Source organism: Streptomyces sp. NPDC006385 (assembly GCF_040612485.1).
Classification (GTDB): domain Bacteria; phylum Actinomycetota; class Actinomycetes; order Streptomycetales; family Streptomycetaceae; genus Streptomyces.
The window spans coordinates 77984-96810 of the sequence record NZ_JBEXQG010000020.1 but is presented as its reverse complement, the minus strand read 5'-3'; the positions used below and the strand labels follow the sequence as shown (position 1 = coordinate 96810).

The 18827-nt window shown below is 73.1% G+C and carries 17 protein-coding genes; 5 read left to right on the top strand and 12 right to left on the bottom strand.

What is annotated here, in order from left to right; translation table 11 throughout:
* Positions 1-55 precede the first annotated feature (55 nt).
* Both ABZ078_RS18190 and ABZ078_RS18185 read right to left on the bottom strand, forming a co-directional pair.
* The gene (locus ABZ078_RS18190; protein WP_356576357.1) at positions 56-985 is read right to left on the bottom strand and encodes a carbohydrate kinase family protein; all 930 of its coding nucleotides are present in this window, start codon (positions 983-985) and stop codon (positions 56-58) included.
* A complete protein-coding gene (locus tag ABZ078_RS18185; RefSeq protein ID WP_356576355.1) occupies positions 982-1668 on the bottom strand; it encodes a class II aldolase/adducin family protein in 687 nt (228 codons plus the stop codon). The genes ABZ078_RS18190 and ABZ078_RS18185 overlap by 4 nt, the downstream gene beginning before the upstream one ends.
* 69 nt (positions 1669-1737) lie before the next feature.
* Between ABZ078_RS18185 and ABZ078_RS18180 the strand changes: the two genes are divergently transcribed.
* Positions 1738-2406, top strand: coding sequence for a TetR/AcrR family transcriptional regulator (locus ABZ078_RS18180; protein WP_356576353.1), 669 nt, complete (start codon positions 1738-1740; stop codon positions 2404-2406).
* 247 nt (positions 2407-2653) lie between these two features.
* Here ABZ078_RS18180 and ABZ078_RS18175 read toward each other — a convergent pair whose 3' ends face one another.
* From ABZ078_RS18175 to ABZ078_RS18165, 3 genes are all read right to left on the bottom strand, one after another.
* Complete coding sequence (locus ABZ078_RS18175; RefSeq protein WP_356576430.1) at positions 2654-4648, bottom strand: DUF1996 domain-containing protein; 1995 nt, start codon at positions 4646-4648, stop codon at positions 2654-2656.
* A gap of 222 nt (positions 4649-4870) precedes the next feature.
* Positions 4871-5323: an NAD(P)H-dependent oxidoreductase gene (locus ABZ078_RS18170; RefSeq protein WP_356576351.1), complete on the bottom strand. Its 453-nt coding sequence runs from the start codon at positions 5321-5323 to the stop codon at positions 4871-4873.
* 59 nt (positions 5324-5382) lie between these two features.
* Positions 5383-6033 carry an ANTAR domain-containing protein gene (locus tag ABZ078_RS18165; RefSeq protein ID WP_356576349.1) on the bottom strand — a complete coding sequence of 217 codons (651 nt, stop codon included), beginning with the start codon at positions 6031-6033 and terminating at the stop codon, positions 5383-5385.
* 207 nt (positions 6034-6240) lie between these two features.
* Between ABZ078_RS18165 and ABZ078_RS18160 the strand changes: the two genes are divergently transcribed.
* Positions 6241-6609, top strand: coding sequence for a helix-turn-helix domain-containing protein (locus tag ABZ078_RS18160; RefSeq protein ID WP_356576347.1), 369 nt, complete (start codon positions 6241-6243; stop codon positions 6607-6609).
* 82 nt (positions 6610-6691) lie between these two features.
* Here the strand turns inward: ABZ078_RS18160 and ABZ078_RS18155 are convergent, their stop codons facing one another.
* Together ABZ078_RS18155 and ABZ078_RS18150 are read right to left on the bottom strand one after the other, a co-directional pair.
* Complete coding sequence (locus tag ABZ078_RS18155; protein WP_356576345.1) at positions 6692-7573, bottom strand: YegS/Rv2252/BmrU family lipid kinase; 882 nt, start codon at positions 7571-7573, stop codon at positions 6692-6694.
* An 86-nt stretch (positions 7574-7659) separates the two neighbouring features.
* Entirely contained in the window at positions 7660-9258 is a 1599-nt protein-coding gene (locus ABZ078_RS18150; protein ID WP_356576343.1) for an FAD-binding oxidoreductase, read from the bottom strand.
* Positions 9259-9331: 73 nt separating this feature from the next.
* Here ABZ078_RS18150 and ABZ078_RS18145 point away from each other — a divergent pair, with 73 nt between their 5' ends.
* Together ABZ078_RS18145 and ABZ078_RS18140 are read left to right on the top strand one after the other, a co-directional pair.
* A complete protein-coding gene (locus tag ABZ078_RS18145) occupies positions 9332-9931 on the top strand; it encodes a TetR/AcrR family transcriptional regulator (protein WP_356576341.1) in 600 nt (199 codons plus the stop codon).
* Positions 9928-11514 (top strand): glycerol-3-phosphate dehydrogenase/oxidase, encoded by a 1587-nt coding sequence (locus ABZ078_RS18140; RefSeq protein ID WP_356576339.1) that lies wholly within the window; start codon positions 9928-9930, stop codon positions 11512-11514. The genes ABZ078_RS18145 and ABZ078_RS18140 overlap by 4 nt, the downstream gene beginning before the upstream one ends.
* A 59-nt stretch (positions 11515-11573) precedes the next feature.
* Here the strand turns inward: ABZ078_RS18140 and ABZ078_RS18135 are convergent, their stop codons facing one another.
* Both ABZ078_RS18135 and ABZ078_RS18130 read right to left on the bottom strand, forming a co-directional pair.
* On the bottom strand, positions 11574-12212 hold the full coding sequence (locus ABZ078_RS18135; RefSeq protein WP_356576337.1) for a class I SAM-dependent methyltransferase: 639 nt from the start codon (positions 12210-12212) through the stop codon (positions 11574-11576).
* A 320-nt stretch (positions 12213-12532) separates the two neighbouring features.
* Complete coding sequence (locus ABZ078_RS18130) at positions 12533-13327, bottom strand: maleylpyruvate isomerase family mycothiol-dependent enzyme (RefSeq protein ID WP_356576335.1); 795 nt, start codon at positions 13325-13327, stop codon at positions 12533-12535.
* Positions 13328-13432: 105 nt separating this feature from the next.
* Between ABZ078_RS18130 and ABZ078_RS18125 the strand changes: the two genes are divergently transcribed.
* A complete protein-coding gene (locus tag ABZ078_RS18125) occupies positions 13433-14137 on the top strand; it encodes a lipoprotein (protein ID WP_356576333.1) in 705 nt (234 codons plus the stop codon).
* 81 nt (positions 14138-14218) lie between these two features.
* On the opposite strand, the gene ABZ078_RS18120 is transcribed toward ABZ078_RS18125, so the two are convergent.
* The 3 genes from ABZ078_RS18120 to ABZ078_RS18110 form a co-directional block, all read right to left on the bottom strand.
* Positions 14219-14998, bottom strand: coding sequence for an alpha/beta fold hydrolase (locus ABZ078_RS18120; protein WP_356576331.1), 780 nt, complete (start codon positions 14996-14998; stop codon positions 14219-14221).
* Positions 14999-15063: 65 nt separating this feature from the next.
* The gene (locus ABZ078_RS18115) at positions 15064-16203 is read right to left on the bottom strand and encodes an alpha/beta fold hydrolase (RefSeq protein WP_356576329.1); all 1140 of its coding nucleotides are present in this window, start codon (positions 16201-16203) and stop codon (positions 15064-15066) included.
* Positions 16200-18758 carry a thioester reductase domain-containing protein gene (locus ABZ078_RS18110; protein ID WP_356576327.1) on the bottom strand — a complete coding sequence of 853 codons (2559 nt, stop codon included), beginning with the start codon at positions 18756-18758 and terminating at the stop codon, positions 16200-16202. The genes ABZ078_RS18115 and ABZ078_RS18110 overlap by 4 nt, the downstream gene beginning before the upstream one ends.
* Positions 18759-18827: the final 69 nt, after the last annotated feature.

Below are 18827 nucleotides of genomic sequence, written 5' to 3'. Positions count from 1 at the left end.
GGCGGCGTACGCGGCAGCCCGGCGCGGGGCGTACCTCACGCCTCCCTGTCTCAGGTCACGAGCGTGCCTTGTGCGTAGCGGCGAACGCGTCGGCGGCCGTGAGGTCGAAGTCCCCGTGGTCGCTGCCGAGGCCCTGGGCGACCAGTGCCGCCGCGGCGCAGCCGAGGACGGCGGAGTCGTACGGGGTGCGGCCCAGGCCCATGCCGCGTACGAAGCCGGCCGAGAAGGCGTCGCCGCAGCCGGTGGTGTCCACCACGTCGATCGCGAAGGCGGGCACCTTCTCGGTGCCCCCGGGAGTCACGAGCAGCGCGCCCTCGGCGCCGCGGGTGACGGCGACCAGGCTGGCTCCGGCGTCCAGGAGCTTCTCCGCGCCCGCGGCCAGGTCCTTCTCGCCGGTGAATCCGAGGACCTGGTCCTCGTTGGGCAGCAGGTGGTCGACGTACGGCAGCGCCGCCGCGATCTGCTCGAAACTCCCGAGTTCGCCGGGGGCGAGAAGGTCCACCGAGGTGGCCACACCGTGCTCCTCGGCGTGCGACAGGATGCGCGTGGCGGTGTCGACGCCGATCAGCTCGGGGCCGCCGAGGTGGAGGTGGTCCGCTTCGGCGATCGCGTCCCAGGGCACGTCGTCGGGGCCGTAGGTGATGTTGGCGCCGAGCAGGTGCAGCGAGGGGCGGTCGCCGTTCGGGCGGATGGGCAGGACGCTCGCCGAGGTGGGGGTGTCCGTGCGGCGGACGAGGTGCCGGGTGTCTATGCCGGCCCGCTGGAGCAGTTGGACCAACATGTCGCCGGTGGGGTCGGATCCGATCGCGCCGGCGCTGTGGACGCGGGCGCCGAGTTTGGCGAGGGTGAGCGCGGTTCCACCGGCCGTCCCGGCGGCGGTCATCCTGATGTCCTCCACCAGCGTGGCGCCCTGGCCCTCGGGTATCGCCTCCACCGGCCGCACCAGTACGTCCAGCACATGCACGCCCATCGTGACGACCTTCATCGGTTTCCCTCCTGCGCGGGCTGTACGGGGTGAGTGGTGCCGTAGTTCCGGGCGAGCGCGGCCTCGATCACCGCGAGTTGCTGGTGCTCGTCGAGGACGCGGGGCGTTCCCAGGGCGGCCGCGCGCTGGTAGACGCCGCACGCCCACTCCAGCAGCAGCGCGTGCTCGACCGCCTTGTCCAGCGTCGGAGCGTGGGTGAGCGCGCCGTGGCTGGCCATGAGGGCGGCGCTGCGGCCTTCGAGGGCGTCCAGGACGGACTCGGCGAGCGCCGGTGTGCCGAACGTGGCGTACGGCGCCACCCGCACCGAGCCGCCCAGGGCCAGCAACTGGTAGTGGAAGCAGGGCAGTTCGTCGAGGACGCAGGACAGTGCGGTCGCCATCGGGGCGTGGGTGTGGACGACCGCGCCGGTGCCGTGGCGGCGGTAGACGCCCAGGTGCAGATCGATTTCCGAGGTGGGTCGCAACGTCCCTGCCACGACGCGTCCGTCGAGGTCGACGACGGTCACCTGATCGGCCGAAAGTTCCGCGAGTACCGCGCCGGTGGCCGTGATCGCGACACGGTCCCGCACCCTCATGCTGACATTGCCGGACGCACCGATGAGCAGCCCCTCCGCGCCCAGGCGACGGCACGCTTCTGCCACGGCGGCGCGCTCCTGACCCAGCTGCGAGCTTGAGTCGGTCATGTACGCGACGGTAACGTAAACATGAAACAAAGTCACCTTCAGGTTCGAGGTCCGTACGGAAGGCCGTTCATGGGCGACACGACCCCGCAGCCCGACGGCACTTGGCACGTCCCCCTGCGCCGTACTCCCCGGCAGGCGCGCAGCAGGGCCCGGCTGGCCCGGGTCCTTGAGGCCGCGGAGCGCGTCCTGGTCAGCGAAGGTGTGCAGGCGCTGACCACGACGCGGGTGGCGGCGGAGGCGAACGTCTCGATCGGTTCGCTGTACCAGTACCTGCCCGACCGGGACGCCATCGTCGACGCCCTCGCGGCCGGCTACTTCGCCCGGCTCGAGGACGCCATGGACGGGCTCGTCCGTGCGGCGGCGGCCGAGCGGTGGGAGGATCCGGTCGGCGTGCTCATCGACGCGTACGCCGCGATCTACCGCACCGAACACGGCTTCCGAGCCCTGTGGTTCGGCAGCGGGCTGACCGCGCAGGCCCGCGCCGCCGATCGTGAGCACAAACGCCGGATGGCGGACGGCGTCCGGCGCGTCCTCCTCGCCGTCGGCCTCGTAGGCGACGACGAGGCACTCGGCCGGGCCTGCCACGCGGCGGTCCTCGCCGCCGACGCGCTCGCCCAGGACGCCTTCCGTCGTGACCCCGAGGGCGATCCGGGCCTTCTCGACGAAGCCAAGGTCATGCTCCGCGGCTACCTCACCGCTGTCGTGGCACGCCGTGCGGGGCCCGGCTCCGCCAGCTGACCGGCCCGGCCTGAGCCAACCGGACGCCCGTCCCCCCGCGCACGTAGGTCTCGTCGCGTTCCGGGTGCATCGGGTCGGCAGCGTCCTGTACTCCCCCGGTGCGGCGGACGTGAACATCTCCTGCGGAGCCATCGTGGACCAGGACGCCGGCATGGGCGGGGCTCGGACCGGCCATCCGGTCCGAGCCCCGGGTCCGACTCGGGGCCGGGCGCCCGGTGTCAGGCGCCGCTCCAGCGTGTCGTCACCGTCAGCCGGTGCGGCGCCTCGTGCGCATGAGCAGGAGGAAACCGGCGACGAGGAGGATCGCGCCGGCCGCTGCGGGCCACATCTGGGCGCCCGTCTCGGCGAGGTTGCCGCCGACCGCCTGCGGCTCCGTTCCGGCGCCGCCGGTGGAGTCCTCGCCGACCGCGGCGGGCTGGGTCTGCGCCGGAGTACTGATCGCGCCGGCGCCGGCGTCGTCGTTCGCCGATCCGTCCCGCGCCGACCCGGTGGTGTCCTCGGTGGCCGGAGGGGTCCCGTCGGCCTTGGGCGCCACCGTGCTCGACACGGTGGGCCTGTCGTCCTTCGCCGGTTCGCTCGCCGGCGCCTCGGGCTCGGGCTCGCCGGTCTCGGGTTCCTGCGTCGCCGGGGCCCCGCCCTTCCCGTCGTCGCCCTTCCCGTCGCCGGGCTCCGGGTCGTCGTTCCCCGCGGGCGGTGTGCCGGTGGACTGGGTCGGCTGCGGTTCCCCGGTCGGCTCCTCGGCCGGCTCGCCGGCCGGCTCCTCCTCGCCCGGCTTGCCGCCGCCGTCGGTGCCCGCGCCGCACTCGCGGCCCGCGTTGATGCACTCGACCATCTGCTTCATCAGGTCCCCGTCGAAGACGTTGATGAAGTCGCCGTGGTCGGTCACCGGCTTGTGCAGCTGCTCGGGGAAGGAGTCCACCGCGAACAGGGGGGTCGTACGGCCGCCGTCCTGGAGGCTCGGCGCGTCGACGTCGTACACGATCCGCTGCACCAGCTGCGGGATGGCCTGGAAGCCGTTCGGGCAACTGCCGTCGGCCGCGGCGAACGCCACGTGGGTGCGGTGGTTGGCGCTGTCGATGTTCTGGCCGTCCCAGCAGCTCTGGAACTTGAACGAGCGCACCACGTCGCTGCCCTGCGGGCACAGCGGGTACTTGTCCTTCAGTTGCCGGTCCTCGAAGCCGGTGCAGCTCCAGGAGGCGTTGGCGTTGGCGGGGCCGTTCACGAACGCCTTGGCGTCACCGGTGATGATGCGCAGCAGCCGCGGCATCTCGGTGACCTTGCCGCGCGGGCTGCCCACGAACGTCAGCGTCACCTCCTTGGGAGTGACGATCTCACCGGCGTTGCCCTCGATGCCGCCGCCGGGCTTGTTGGCGTCCTGCTCCTGGGTCCCGTTCTGCAGACGCAGCACGGGCCAGTAGTACGTGGACTTGTCGCCCTGGTCGACACAGGTCGTCTCGGCGTTCGCGAGGTCCTCGTCGCTGGCGAAGGCGTCGTTGGACTGGTTGCCGACGTAGTCGTGGAAGTGGTGGGCGCCATTCGAGACGCCGGGGGCCACGATCACGTTGTCGGAGTTGAACAGGCCGTTCTCGTTGACGCCGCAGCTGGTGGTGAAGGTGCCGCGGGAGGCGCCCTTCTGCGGGGCGGGGGCGGACACGTTCGGCTGTACGGACTTGATGTCCACGTAGTCCGCGGCGACGGGGCCGTTGCCGGCCTGGCCGCCATTGCCGACCTGGCCGCCGTTGTCCGGCTGCTGGCCGGCCTCGGCCTGGTCGGCGCCGCCCTGGTCGGCGCCCTCCTGGTTGTCGCCGCCCCCGTCCTGGCCGTCGCCCGCGTCGCCGTTGTCGTCGGCGGCGGCGCGCAGCGTGCAGGGGGCGAGGGACTCCATGCCCGCCGGCCGGTCTCCCGTGCGGCCGATGGCGATGGCGATCCGTTCGATCGTCGCCGTGCGCTTGTCCTTCAGCGGCGTCATGATCGCGCTGTCGGCGAAGCCCTCGTCCTGCTGAACGGCCTGCGCCGAGTTCTGCAACCGTTGGTAGGCCTCGGCGATCTGCTCGTCCAGGAGGGCGAGTTCCTTGGCGACGTCCTCCTTGGCCCCGTCCGGCACGGCGGTCAGTCTGCTGCCGACGTCGGGGCAGTCGATGGTGCCGGCCGGTGAGGACCGCGTCCTGACGGGTTCGACTCCGCCGTCTTCGGTGGCCGAGGCATAGACGTTGGCCGCGACCAGGCCGCCGCCGCCCAACATCAGCGCGACCGCTGCAAAGGTCGCGCGCCGTGCGCCCGTGGGGCGTCTTCGCGTGCTGCGTCCCAAGGAAGTACTCCTACGCCTCGTGGTCGGTCAGGGCATGAAAATCCCCTGGCTGTATACGGACGCGGGTGTCCTTGTGTTCAAACGCACCACGGATTCACAGGAATCTCTCACGAACAGGGCGAACGACCTGGTTGTGCAGGGGTGTTGCGGTCCGGGTCAGCCCATCAGGCCCGCGGCGAGCGTCGCCCCGAGTTCCCAGCAGGCCTCGGTGTCGGTCTTGCCGGGTTCGCCCGTCACGGTCACCGGTTTCGCCGTGCGGCGCCAGCCGAGTCCCGTCGTGATCGAGTCGATCGCCCGTACGGCTCCGGTCACGTCGCTGCCGCCGTGCACGTAGTAGCCGAAGGGGCGGCCCTGCGTCGCGTCCAGGCAGGGGTAGTAGATCTGGTCGAAGAAATGCTTGAGGGCTCCGGAGACGTAGCCGAGGTTCGCCGGGGTGCCTAGGAGGTAGCCGTCGGCGTCCAGCACGTCGGACGCCGTGGCCGCGAGCGCCGGTCGCCGCACGACCTGGACGTTCTCGATCTCCGGCGCCGTCGCACCGGAGACGACGGCTTCGAGCATGGCCTGGCAGTTGGGCGAGGGCGTGTGATGCACGATCAGCAAGGTGGGCACATCCGAACCCTGCCGTTGTGCCGCTCCGCGACGCAACCCTGCCGCTCGGGGTGTTGCTCTCAGTGCTCGGAGGCGGCGGCGGTCACCTTGACGACCGCGGCCGACAGATGTTCCTGCACCTCCTCGGGCAGCGCGCCACCCTTGACGGCGGTGACCAGGTCCCCGGCCAGGGAGTGCAGTTTGGTGTTGGTGTTCTGGGACGCCGAGACCAGTACGGACCAGGCCTCATCGGAGGTCAGCCGGAACGAGGCCATCAGGATGCCCCGGGCCAGGTCGATGGTCGGCCGGGTCTGCATCGCCCGTCGAAGCTGGGCGACTTCGATCCGCAGCTCCTCGGCCGCGTCCGCGTCCTGGGGCTGCGGGGCGGTCGGGGTGTCCTGGCCGTCGGGGTCCGGGCGGGCGAACAGCGTCCGCGTGCCGGTCAGGGTGAGGAGCCGGTCGACCACCGCGCTGGTGGAGTGAATGGTGACCGTCTTGTCCTGCTTCAGGGCTCGGTGGCGCAGATTGAGCAGAATGTTGAGCGCGGAGCAGTCGCAGAAGGACACCCCCTCCAGGTCCAGGTCGACGCCGCGGACGGAGCGGCTCAGCGCTTCGCGCAGGGCGCTCCGCAGCGGCTCACTGCTGTCGAGGTCGAGCTCTCCGCACACCTTCACCCCGACGCGGTCGCCGTCGAGGCGGAGGGTGGTGACCAGTAGGCATGGCAGGCTCACCGCTGGCGTGTCTTCGGCGTTCGCACGATCGGCAGCGCCCCCCACAGGGGGGTGTGCAGATGACGTGAGCTCCGGCATGACCGCCTCTCCCTCAGTGCTCCCCGTCTCCGTTACCAGACTGAACCCGAACTGCAGGACACGTCAACCGATACATGAAATGCAGTGCGTGTTTTTGTATACGTGAACACTGAGTCGTAGTCTTGGAACATGGACGGAGTCCCTGAGCCGCACACCGGATGGACGTTCCTCACCAACCATGCCCGCGTGCTGGCGGCGATCGCCGACAACCCGAACATCCGCATCCGCAGTATCGCCGCGCACTGCCGGCTCACCGAGCGAGCCGTCCAGAAGATCATCGCCGATCTGGAGCGGGACGGTTATCTGTCCCACACGCGCGAGGGGCGCACCAACACCTACCGGATCGACCCCGGCAAGGTACTGCGGCATCCGGCCGAAGCCGGGCTGAGGGTGGCCGAGTTGCTCTCCCTGCTCGTCCAGGCCGAGGCGGCCGATCGCAGCACCGGACCGCAGCAACTGAGGGCCGCGCGCCCGCGGATGCCCGTCGACGGCGGATGAGACGAGCGGTCGGCGCACGCCTGACGCCGGATGAGCGGTCGGGGTGCCCGCTCGTCGGCGCGGCGGGGCCGGCGGCCCGGGCTCAGCACAGTACGCGCAGCGCTCCGGGCAGGACTCCGACCGTGACCGGGAGAGTCGCTTCGACCTCGCCGTCGGCGCCGTAGGGCACCTCGCGGTCGGCCTCGATGCGGATCTGCCTGCCGCGCAGGATGCTCACCTGGGGACGGTGGACGTGGGCGCCCGTCCTGAGGTCGTTCATCAGGGCGAAGAACAGCCGGCGCGGCGCCTCGCGGATCATCACGACGTCCAGCAGGCCGTCGTCCACCCGGGCGTCGGGGGCGATGAGGCGACCGGAGCCGTAGTAGCCGGAGTTGGCGGCGACCACCGTGTAGCCGGTGTGCGGGTGTTCCCGGCCGTCGACGGTGACCCGGTAGCGCGCGGCACGCCAGGTGGTGACGGCGCGCAGGCCGCCGGCGTAGTAGGAGGCGGCGCCGCGCAGCAGGGTGGCGTTGTTGGCGTGGCGGTTGGCGAGCGCGTCGACGCCGGCGTACACGCTGCCCAGGACCACCGTGCGGGGGTGGACGGCCGACTCGACCTCGATGGTGTCGACCTTCCGGGGGTCGTGGTGGAGCAGTACCTGGGCGAGTGCGGCCGGGTCGGTGGGGAGGTCCAGCGCCCGCGCGAAGTCGTTGCCGCGGCCGGCCGGGACCAGGCCGAGCAGGGCGTCGGTGCCGCTGAGGGCTCCGCCGATGCCGCCGGCCATTCCGTCGCCGCCGACCGCGAGCACCACCCGCCCCCGCCGTCCGGCCTCTCGGGCGAGTTCGCGGGCGTGGTCCAGGCTGCGGCTGTACTCGGTCTCCAGGTCGGCTCCGGCCTCCCGCAGCGGCCGGGCCACGGTCAGCAGCGCGGCGGCCGAGGCGGATCCGCCCGCCGTGGGGTTGACGATGGCGGTGAACTGTCGCATCGGAGTGCCTTTCGGGCCGACGGGAGGGTGCTGCCGGAGGCGGACTGGGTGTGTGTGGGGGGCTGGGGTGCGGGGAAGGCGCGGCTTCAGTCGAGGGGCAGGAGGACGCCGGGGTTGAGCACGCCCGCCGGGTCGAGTCGGCGCTTCACCGCACACAGTGCCTCGATGCCCAGGGGGCCCGCTTCGCGGACGTACCAGTCCCGGTGGTCGGTGCCCACCCCGTGGTGGTGGCTGATGGTGCCGCCCGCGTCGAGGATCGCCTCGTTGGCGGCGTGCTTGGCCGGCTCCCAGTGCGTCACCGGGTCGTCGCCCTGCGCGGAGACGACGGTGAAGTACAGCGAGGCGCCGTTCTCGTAGACGTGGGAGATGTGGCACATCACCAGGGGTGGGGTGCCGGCCTCGGTGAGCGTGGTGGTGAGGGCCTCGCGGACGGACGCGTACAGCTCGGGGACGCGGGACCAGAAGGTCGCCGTCTCCAGTGTCTCGGCGAACGCCCCCGCGTCCAGCAGGGAGTCCCGCAGGTAGGGGGCCGAGTAGCGGCCGTGCGCCCAGCGCTGTCCCGGTTCCTCGCCCAGCGGGGTTCCGCCGCACGCGCGCAGCACGGCGGCGGCGCGCTCCCGGCGGTAGGAGGTGTCCTCGTCGGTGCCTTCGTAGCCGGCGATCGCCATGCACCCCGCGGGCTGGAGCCCGGTGCCGTCGGAACCGATGGCGTCGGGCTGGGCGAGGCCGATCAGCGTCTCGGTCTCGTCGGACAGCCGCAGGACCGTCGGGCGCGGCCCGTCCTGGGCCAGGCGGCGCAGCGCGGCGGCGCCCTCCTCGAAGGAGGCGAAGCGCCAGCCCTCGTACACGCGGGTCCGGGGGACGGGGCGGACGCGCACCGTGACGGACGTGATGACGCCGAAGGCGCCTTCCGAGCCGAGGAGGAGCTGGCGCAGGTCGGGTCCGGCCGCCGAGCGTGGTGCGCGGCCCGTGTCGAGGGTGCCCTCGGGGGTGGCGACGGTCAGGCCCAGGACCATCTCGTCGAAGCGGCCGTACCCGGCGGACGCCTGGCCGCTGGAGCGGGTGGCGGCGAAGCCGCCGATGGTGGCCCACTCGTAGGACTGGGGGAAGTGGCCGAGGGTGAAGCCGTGTTCGGCCAGCAGTGCCTCGGCCCGCGGAGCACGCAGTCCCGGTTGCAGGGTGGCCGTGCGGGAGACCGGGTCGAGGGCGAGCAGTCGGTCCATGCGGCGCAGGTCCAGGGCGATGAACGCGCCGCGCCCGGCGGGGGCGAGGCCGCCGACGACGGAGGTGCCGCCGCCGAACGGGACGACGGGCAGGCCGTGTTCGGCGCAGGCGCGCAGGACGGCGAGCACCTCGTCGTGACCGGCGGGGAGTACGACGGCCGCGGGGATGTCGTCGACCTCGCCGTCACGGATGCGCAGCAGGTCGGGGGTGGACTTGCCGCGGGTGTGGCGGATGCGGGCCTCCGCGTCGGTGCGGACGTGCTCCTCCCCGCCGACGGCGGCGAACAGGGCCTGGCGCGCGGCGGGTTCGAGTCGTGACTCGGGTACGGCGATGTCCTCGAGGGCGACCGGCCCGGCGGTGCGCGGCTTGACGCCGAGCAGCTCGCGCAGCAGCCCGGTCACGGTCTCGGGCAGCGGCGCCGCCTTGGCCGGGTCTCCCCAGCCGCTCCACAGCATGTCCATGACTGTCGTCCTCACCGGTCGATTCGGGCGATGCCGTGTCCCGGACGGCCTCGCAGGCGTTACACTGTGACACATGACGCCTATTCGTCACAACGATTCGGACAGCGACGCGGTGCTCGACGCGGTGCGCGCCTGCGTCCTGGCAGTCGGTGTCCGCCGGACGACGCTGACCGACGTGGCCCGCCGGGCGGGGGTCTCCCGGATGACGCTGTACCGGCGATGGCCCGATGTGCGGTCGCTGGTCGGGGACTTGATGACCCGGGAGTGGGTCGCGGTGGCCACCGCGGCCATGCCCGAGCGGCGTGCCGGAGCGCAGACGCGCGGCCTGATCGTCGACGGGCTGGTGGCCGGGGTGCGGTCCTTCCGCGCCCATCCGCTGTTCCAGAAGATCGTGGACGTCGATCCGGAACTGCTCCTCCCCTACGTTCTCGACCGCCGTGGCGCGAGCCAGCAGGCCCTCCTCGCGCTGCTCGCCGACGCCCTGCGCGAGGGCCACGCCGACGGGTCGGTGCGCGCCGGGCATGTCGAACGGCAGGCGCGGGCCCTGCTGCTGATCGTGCAGTCCTTCACGCTGTCCCTGCGCACCATGACCGACGAGGACGACGCCGACCTCAGCGGTGAGGCGTTCCTCGCGGAGCTGCGCGGCATCCTGGAGAGGACCCTGACACCATGAGCCCCACTCCTTCCGCCCCGGCCCCCGGATCGTCGCTGTCCGCCGCCCGGCGCTCGCGGGAACTGGCCGAGACCGTCGGCGGTCCGGTCGTGGACGTCCTGGTCGTCGGACTGGGCGCGACCGGTGCCGGGGCCGCCCTGGACGCCGCCGCCCGCGGCCTGGGCGTCGTCGCCGTCGACGCCCACGACCTGGCGTTCGGCACCTCCCGCTTCAGCAGCAAGCTCATCCATGGCGGGCTGCGCTATCTCGCCTCGGGGCAGCTCGACGTGGCTCACGAGAGCGCGGTCGAACGCGGGGTGCTGATGGAGCGCACGGCCCCGCATCTGGTGCGGGCGCAGCCCTTCGTCCTGCCGCTGACCCCCTTGGTCTCCCGCGGTCGGTCCGCCCTGGCCTGGGCCGGCTTCCGGGCCGGGGACGCCCTGCGCCTCGCGGCCCGCACGGCCCGCGCCACGCTGCCCGCCCCGCGCCGCCTCTCCACGGTGGAGACCCGGCATCTCGCTCCGGCCCTGCGCACCCAGGGCCTGCGCGGCGGTCTGCTGTCCTGGGACGGCCGGCTCACCGACGACGCCCGGCTGGTCACCGCGATCGCCCGCACCGCCGCCGCCCGTGGAGCGCGCGTCCTGACCCGGGTCAAGGCACTGAGACTCACGGCGTCCGGTGCCCGCGTACGCGACGAACTCACCGGTGAGGAGGGCGAGATCAGGGCCCGCGCCGTGATCAACGCGTCCGGCGTCTGGGCCGGCGGCCTGGTGGACGGCATCCGGATCCGCCCCTCCCGCGGCACCCACCTCGTCCTGCGCTCCGACCACCTCGGGCCCCTGCCCGCCGGACTGCACGTTCCGGTCCCCGGGGAGAGCAACCGTTTCGTCCTCGTCCTGCCGCAGGGCGACGGCCGTGTCTACGTCGGGCTCACCGACGAGCCCGTGGAGGGCGACATCCCGGACGTTCCCGAGGTGCCCGAGACGGACATCGGTTTCCTCCTCGACGTCCTCGGCTCCGTCCTGGACGTCCCCGTCCGACGCGACGACGTCGTGGGGGCGTTCGCCGGGCTGCGCCCCCTGCTGGACACCACACCCGCCGCACACCGCGGCACGGCGCCCCGGACCGCCGACATCTCCCGCCGGCACGCGGTCCTCACCTCACCGGACGGCGTGATCACAGTGGTCGGCGGCAAACTCACCACCTACCGGCGCATGGCCGAGGACGCGGTGGACGCCGCCGTCACCGCCCGCGGGCTCACCGCCGGCCCCTCCCCCACGGCGTCCCTCCCGCTGGTCGGCGCCGCTTCACCCGCCACGCTCGGCGCCGTCCGGGCGCCCCGCCGCCTCGTCCAGCGCTATGGCGTCGAGGCGGCGGCCGTCCAGGAACTCGGCGCACACGATCCCCGGCTGGCCGAACCCGTGCTGCCGGGCCATCCCGTCACGGCCGCCGAACTGCTGTGGGCCGTACGCCACGAAGGGGCCCTGGACGAGGCCGATCTGCTCGACCGGCGCACCCGCATCGGGCTGGTCCCCGCCGATCGCGCGGCGGCGCTGGACGCCGTGCGCGAGGTGCTCGGGGAGGCGCGGGCGCGGCAGGGGTGAGGGGCGGCGCGGCCCTGCAGGGGTGAGGGGCGGCGGTCGTACGGACGCCGCGTCCCTCGTCAGGCGTCCCCGCGCCGGATCCGCCACACGTGGTCGTCCCGGTGACCCTCCACGCCCTCGGGGGACACGCTCGCCCTGCGCACCGTGTCCAGCGTCTGCACGGTCCACTCGGGCTCCGGCAGCGCGAGTTCGTCGAGGACGCCGCGCGGTGTCGGGAACCGCGCCTCGAACGGTGGCTCGCTCTGCCAGGACGGCCAGTTGGCGTGCATGACGATCAGCAGGGTGCCGCCCGCCGTGACCGCGTCGGCGGCCTGCCGCAGGACGCGCCGCTGGTCCAGTGCGATCGGTGACTGCAGATACTGCACGTTCACCAGGTCGAAGGAGCCCTCGGGGAACGACTCGCCCAGCACGTGCCGTTCCCAGGCCGTGCGGTCGCCGACGCCGGCCTCGGCGGCATGCAGGGCGGCGCGTTCCAGTGCCGTGCGCGAGATGTCGACACCGGTGACCCGCCAGCCGCGCGACGCCAGCCACACCGCGTCGGCGCCCTCACCGCACCCGAGGTCGAGGGCGGTGCCCGGCGCGAGGTCGCCGGCCTCGCGGACGAGCAGCGTGTTGGGGCGGCCGCTCCACAGCCGGTCACCGTCTCGGTAGCGCGCCTCCCAGAAGTCGGCGGCCCTCAGGGCGGGGGTCTCGGTCATGGTGCCTCCCGATCACGCAGGGGTGGTGGAGGGACTCGGGCGAGCGCGGAGCTTCCCGGTCCCATGTGAAGAAGCCTGTGAGACGCCCGCGAGGGAGGCAATCGACCTTGCCGGTTCGGCAAACGCCTGGGGCGGCGGGCGACCACAGGACCAGAGCCGGGGGCACGCCGTGCTCCTCGGCTCCCGCAGCCCGAAGGAGCTCACGGACCTCGGGTTCCCCGCGGCGGGCCTGCACGAGACGGCGGCCCACGCGGAGGGACTGGTCGCCGCCACCAGGTCCGAGCACTGTCTTCCGCGGGGGCCGGAGCAGGAACCGGGCGTCACGCCTCCAGCCAGAACCCCGCGCGCGTCCGCCAGAGGTCCAGGAGGTCCTTGTCGCCCTGTGTCTCGATGGCCGGCGCGGGGCGCCGGTAGAAGTACAGGAGCAGGTCCTTCACCGGACCCCGGGCGGCCGCGGTCGCGGTCACGGTCGCGAGTTCCGCGCCTGGGCGCCAGGCGGGGCGCCGGCCGGTGAGGTCGACGAGCCAGTCGCCGGCGCCGGTCGCGCCGAATCGGAGCGTACGGTCGGGGGCGAGCAGGTCGGGCAGGTCCGGCCGGGGCTCGTACGCCTCGGGGAAGGTCGAGTACTCCAGCCACTCCTCGACGGCGTCGACGGCGAGATCGGTCTCCAGGGCGAACTCCGTGCCGGCCGTGTGGGCCGCGTCGGCGCGGTGGACGACGGTCTCGTGGGTCATGCGGCGGGCCCAGAACGCCACCGCCGCGGGCCGGTCCTCGGAAGGGTTCCACGCCCGCGCGTCGGGCCCGGCGGCACGGAGGGCGGCGCTGAGGGCCTTGGCGCCTTCGACGAGCCAGGGGACCAGGAACGACTCGTCCTCGTGCGTGTGCGCGGCCACGTCGTCCACCAGTCCGCCGGGGATCGGGCCGGTGGCCCGGGTCCGCACGATCTCCTCGGACCAGCGGTGGTCGCCGCCCACGTGCCGCAGCAGCCGGCCGAGGTTCCAGCCGGGGCAGGAGTGCACCGGGGCGGTCATGTCCGCGCCCCGCACGTGGGTCGTGAGCAGCTCGGTCTGGGAGACGATCTCGTCGCAGCAACGCTCGAAGGTCAGCGCGGTCATCGCCTCATGGTGCCGCAGGCGAGGACCCGTCTTGTCGGTGGCGTCGGATACTGTGTGCCGCCTGAGCAAGATCAGAAAAGCTGGATCAGGGGTGGGGAGAGAACGATGCTGGTGGAGGCGGGGCGGGTACGGCGCCGGTTGGCCCAGGTGGCCTTGCTGGCCGTGGTGATGACGGGCTGTTCGGGGGCGGCGCAGGACGACGCGAAGCCGTCGGGGAGCGCGTCCGCGTCGGCCGAGGCGGCGAGCGCCGGCGATACGGCGGTGAAGTCCGGCGGCACCATCGGCGCCGCCGGATCGGCCTGCGAGCTTCCGGTCACCTTCGACATCGCTGAGGACTGGAAGGCGGAGGCCGTGGACGCCGGGGAGGAGAAGGCGGCCGGTGACGGCTCCGCCGGCTCCGAGCAGGGCGAGCCGGCCCAGGAGATCGTCGACGCGCTCCTGCGCCAGGGACCGGTCACGGCCGCCTGCGAGGTCGACGCCAAGCCGGCGGGGAACATCGGCTTCCTGCGCATCTGGAAGGGCGAGCCGGGTGACGACGACGCACGCGCCGTGCTGGAGGCGTTCGTGGCCGCGGAGGACAACGCGAGCAAGGCCGAGTACAGCTCGTTCGAAGCGGGCGGCCTCGCCGGTGCCGAGGTGAAGTACCTCTACACGAGCAAGCTTCTGGAGGAGACGAAGGAAGAGGCCGCCCTGGCGGTCGTCACCGAGCGGGGCCCGGTCGTCCTACACCTCGGCGGGCTGGACACCGAGGAACACCAGGCGATGCTGCCGGCATACGAACTCGCCAAGCGGACCCTGCGCGCCGCCTGAGCGAGGGCGTGTCCGGCGCGGGCGGCCAAGGCTCCGCGCCGGACGCCGTCCGGCCGTGCGGTCGGTTCACGCGCGGTCGGTTCACGCGCGGTCGGTGAGGAACCGGTCGAGAGCCGTCGTCAGTTCGGCCGGCTTCTCCACCGGCAGTTCGTGACCGGCGTCCAGGATGCGGATCACCGCGTCCGGGTACGCCTTGGCCATCCGCAGCATCTGGCCGACGGGCAACTGGATGTCGTGGTAGCCGTGCACCATCAGGGTGGGTGTCCGGATCTCGCCGACCTTGTCCAGTACGTCGAAGGCGCGCATGGCGCCGTAGAGCGTCATGACCACTTCTCGCGGGGTGTCGGCGGAGGCGCGGATGTACTCGCGGATCTCCGCGCGCGGGTAGCCGGGGGCGAAGGCGCGCTGGATGTTGGCGGCGACGAACAGCTTGAAGGGGGCCAGCGTCGAGGCGGCCATCAGCAGGGCACGGCCCCGGCTGTAGGCCATCCTGCCGATGGAGTTCACCAGCACCATGCGCTCGACCCGCTCCGGGTGGGCGAGGGCGATGGTCTGGGCGATCATGCCGCCCATCGAGTGACCGATGATCACGAACCGCTCGATCTTCAGGTGGTCGAGGAGGGCGAGGACGTCCTTCGCCAGGTGGTCGATCGTGCGCGCTCCCGACCCGCCGCTCTCCCCGTGCCCGCGCAGGTCGAGCCGGACGACCCGCCGCTTCTCGGCGAAGTGGGCCATCTGGTGGTCCCAGCGGTGACGGTTGGCCGTCCAGCCGTGGACGAACACCAGGGGCACGCCGTCGCCGTCGCGCGGGCCCTCGTCGTCGTACGTCAGCGTGGCGCCGTCGACTTCGAGCTGCGGCATGGGTGGCCTCCTGGGTGCGATATCCGGTTACTCACCGGTACGGTAACCGGCCGCGCCGACTGCCGTCACCGGCGTTCCCCCAGGAAGTCGAGGATGTGCCCGAACACGTCGAGCGCCGCTCCCCTGCCGAGGAACGTGTCCAGGTGGCCGTAGCCGGGGATCTCCGTGTACGTGACGTCGAGTTGGGGCCGGCGGCGGGCGAGGACGTCGCGGCAGAGCTTCTGGGAGTCGAGCCACAGGCCGTTCTCGCTGCCCGCGAGGAGCAGGACCGGGGTGTCGATGCGGGCCGCCGCGTCCAGGGCGTTGGGCGGGAGGGCCCGGTAGCGCTGGTCGGTGTCGTGCCAGCGGACGACGGTGCGGGCCAGTTCGATGCGGCGCAGGTGCGGCAGGATCCACAGCGGGGCGGGGCCGAGGAGTTCGGCGAGGCGGTCGTGGGTGGTGTCGGTCAGGTGCTCGTGGACGAAGAGGGAGGCGCCGGTCCCCCAGGCCGAGTTGTGCAGGATCTGGCAGGTGGGGTCCGGGCAGGTCGCCTTGCGTGCGGCCAGGGCGAACAGCGGGGTGTACTTCGACCACAGGCCGACCTTGCGGATGTCGACGGGGATGTGGTCGATACGGGACTTGAGGAGCTCGCCGGCCAGGGTCATGCGCAGGGAGGTGCGGCCCGCCAGCTTCGGGGTGAGGAAGACACCCTGGGACACCACGCCGGCCAGGCCCGGGACCAGGCCCGCGGTCATGCTCAGGGAGAGGGCGAGGGACCCTATGCAGTGGGCGACGACGAACAGGGGGCGGTCGCCGATGCGGGTGCGGATGTGGCGGACGGCCTCGGGGATGTCGTGGAGGGCGACGTCGTCGTAGGTGTAGCGGCGGCCCGTCTCGTTGTACGGCAGCCGGCAGCTGCCCCGCCAGTCGAGCAGCCAGGGCTCGTACCCGTCGTCCAGGAGGACGTCGACCAGGTTGCGGGTCTCGGGCAGCAGGAACATGTCGGCGGACGCGGTGTGCCCGTGCAGGAGCAGGACGGCGGGGCGGTCGTCGTCGCCGGTGTCGACGCGGGTCAGGCCGAGGCGTACGCCGTCGGCGGCGTGGAACGGGATCTCCTCGACCGTCGCCGGGTCGAGGCGGTGGCGGAGGGGGCGTGGGGCCGCGGTGGTCCTGACTCTGCGGAGGGCCGGCCTGCCGGTTCCGGGGTTCGTCGTGCGGAAGATCATCGGTGGTGCTCCGTGGAGGTCGGGGTGCGGCGCAGGTCGAGGAGGTCCGCGGCGGCGCGGGCGAAGGGGCCGAGCAGGCCGCGGCCCATCTCCAGGCCGAACCAGGCGAGCCAGGTCAGCTTGGCGGCGCGCTTCTCCTGGCCGGTCAGGCGCGGGTCGACCTTGATGCCGTCGATCTGGTCGCGTACGTAGGAGTCGGCGGGGACGACGACCTCGCCGGCCAGGCTCGCCGGTTCGCCTTCGCGGCCCAGTTCCACGGTCAGGGCGCGGGTCTGGCGCCAGACGTCGCGGCGGGCCCGGGCGTACTTGTGGCCCTCCAGCCACCAGCGGCCGCCGTCGGCGTCGGTCAGCGTCAGGCGGTAGCGCAGGAGTGGATGGCGCAGCCCGTGCCGGTGCGGGATGCCCTCCTCGGGGCGGATCCAGATGTCGCCGCGCTCCACGGTCAGCGGCTCGGGGTGCAGGGCCGGGCAGGTGAGTTCGCCGCGGACGTCGACGCGGCGGTCCGTCACCAGCTGGTGCATGCTCGCGATGGAGAGGGTGAGGGACATCGCGCAGGGGATGTCGGGGGTGGCGCCGAGCCGGCCGACGGCGCCCTCGGTCGTCTCGGAGAACCACAGGTACGGCTGGTCGTCCTTGTGCGGGAGGCGGGCGAGGCCGTCGTGGGCGAGGCGTTCGAAGGTCTTCAGCTGGGCCCGGGCGTCGTAGCGAGCTGCCGGCGGGAGGCCGAGGGCCTCGACGAGTGCGGTGGTGCGGTCGGCCGTGGCGGCCGGGCCCTTCAGGGTCGCCTCGCACAGTTTCAGGGCGGTGGGGCTCTGCAACACGCGGACGAGGAAGGCCAGTTCGGGGACCGGGTCGGCCTGGAGCCGGGCCAGGGCGTCGGTGCGCCACTCGTCCCAGTCCTGTACACGCACGTGCATGCCGCCGAGGGCCATGTCCCGGACGACGTCGTCGAGGGTGTTGGGGACGCCGGTGAGGTTGTGGTCGAAGCCCCAGGCGTCCGGTTCGCAGATGGCGGCGACGGCGACGCGGCTGACCCAGTCGACGGGGGCGGCGTTGAGGTGGCGGAACGCGGGGACCGTGCGGAAGCGACCGAAGGCCGAGATGAGGCCGCTGCTGAGGTCCTGGGGGTTGTAGGCGCCGGTCCTGGTGTGGCCGCCGATGCCGCCGGGGCGCAGGGCGGTGACGACCAGGCCGTGGTCGCGGGCGCGGCGCAGGGCCACCTCGGCCGCCCACTTGGTCTGGTCGTAGCCGGCGACGAGGCGGTCGATGTGGGCGAGCGGGTCGTCCTCGCCCATGGAGGGGATGCCGACCTCGTTGAAGACGGCGATGGAGGAGATGTGGTGCAGGGGCTTGGGGCGGCCGGTCGCGGCGAGTTCGGCGAGGGTGAGGGCGCCGAGGACGTTGCTGGCGCGCAGGGACTGGTAGCCGCGCAGGAAGTCCACGGCGGCCGCGACCGAGACGACGCTGTCCAGCTCGTGGGCGAGGGTGTTCCAGACGTCGTCCGTCAGGCCCAGGTGGGGCCGGCGGATGTCGCCGGGGAGCACGGTGATGCGGCGGCGGACCTCCGACGACCAGGGCAGCGCGTAGCTCTTGAGCGCCTCGCCGAGCCGGGTGACGGCCGCCTCCGCGTCGGCGGCGCGGACCAGGCAGTGAACGTGGGCGTCGCTGTGCCGCAGCAGGTCCAGCAGCATGTGGCTGCCGAGGAAGCCGGTGGCGCCGGTCAGCAGGACGCGGCGGGGCGGCAGGGGGTCGGGGGAGCCGGTGAAGGGGAGGCGGTCGGCGAGGGCCAGGTCGGCGAGGATCTGGGCGAGGTCCTCGGGTCGGGCCGTGGAGTGTGCGGGGAGGTCGGCGACGGGTGGCGGGACCACGGCCGGGGTCGGCATGACGGCGGGGGCGGTCGGGACGGCGGGCGCAGTCGGGACGGCGGGCGCAGTCGGGACGGCGGGCGCAGTCGGGACGGCGGGCGCAGTCGGGACGGCGGGCGCAGTCGGGACGGCGGGCACGGTCGGGACGGCGGGCGCGGTGGGGACGGTGGCCGTGCTGGGGTCGGTGGCCGCGCTGGGGACGGTGGCCGCGCTGGGAGTAGTGGGCGCACCGACGCTCGGCGGGACGGCAGAGGCGGCGGACGCGGCAGGGGGGACCGTCGCCGTCACGACGGCCGCGGTGCCGGTGCTCGCCAGCGCGTGCCGGGCCAGGCTGACCGGCCTGGCGTCGGCGAACACCTCGTCCAGGTCGATCTCCATGCCCAGCTCGTCCGCCAGCGCCCCGACGAGTTCCACCGCGTGCACGGAGGTGCCGCCGGCGTCGAAGAAGTCGGCGTCGGGCGCCAGGTGGCCCGCAGGGACGTAACGGCCCGCCACGGCGGCGACGGCGGCGGCGAGTGCGTCCACGTCACGGGCAGGATCCGCGGATTCCGGCCGCGCGGGCGGCTCGGCCGGTCCCGTGATCTTGGCCAGCAGGTCGGTCACGGTCAGGCCGACACCGCCCCGCTCTATCGCCTCCGCGACGGCCCGCTGGTCGGCGGCTGCCGGCACGTTCTCGTTCACCTCACGCATGAGAGCCCTTCACGGTGTCGCCCTGCCCCTTCGTCGATGCCGTCCTGATGGTTCCCGGCCCTGCCGGTG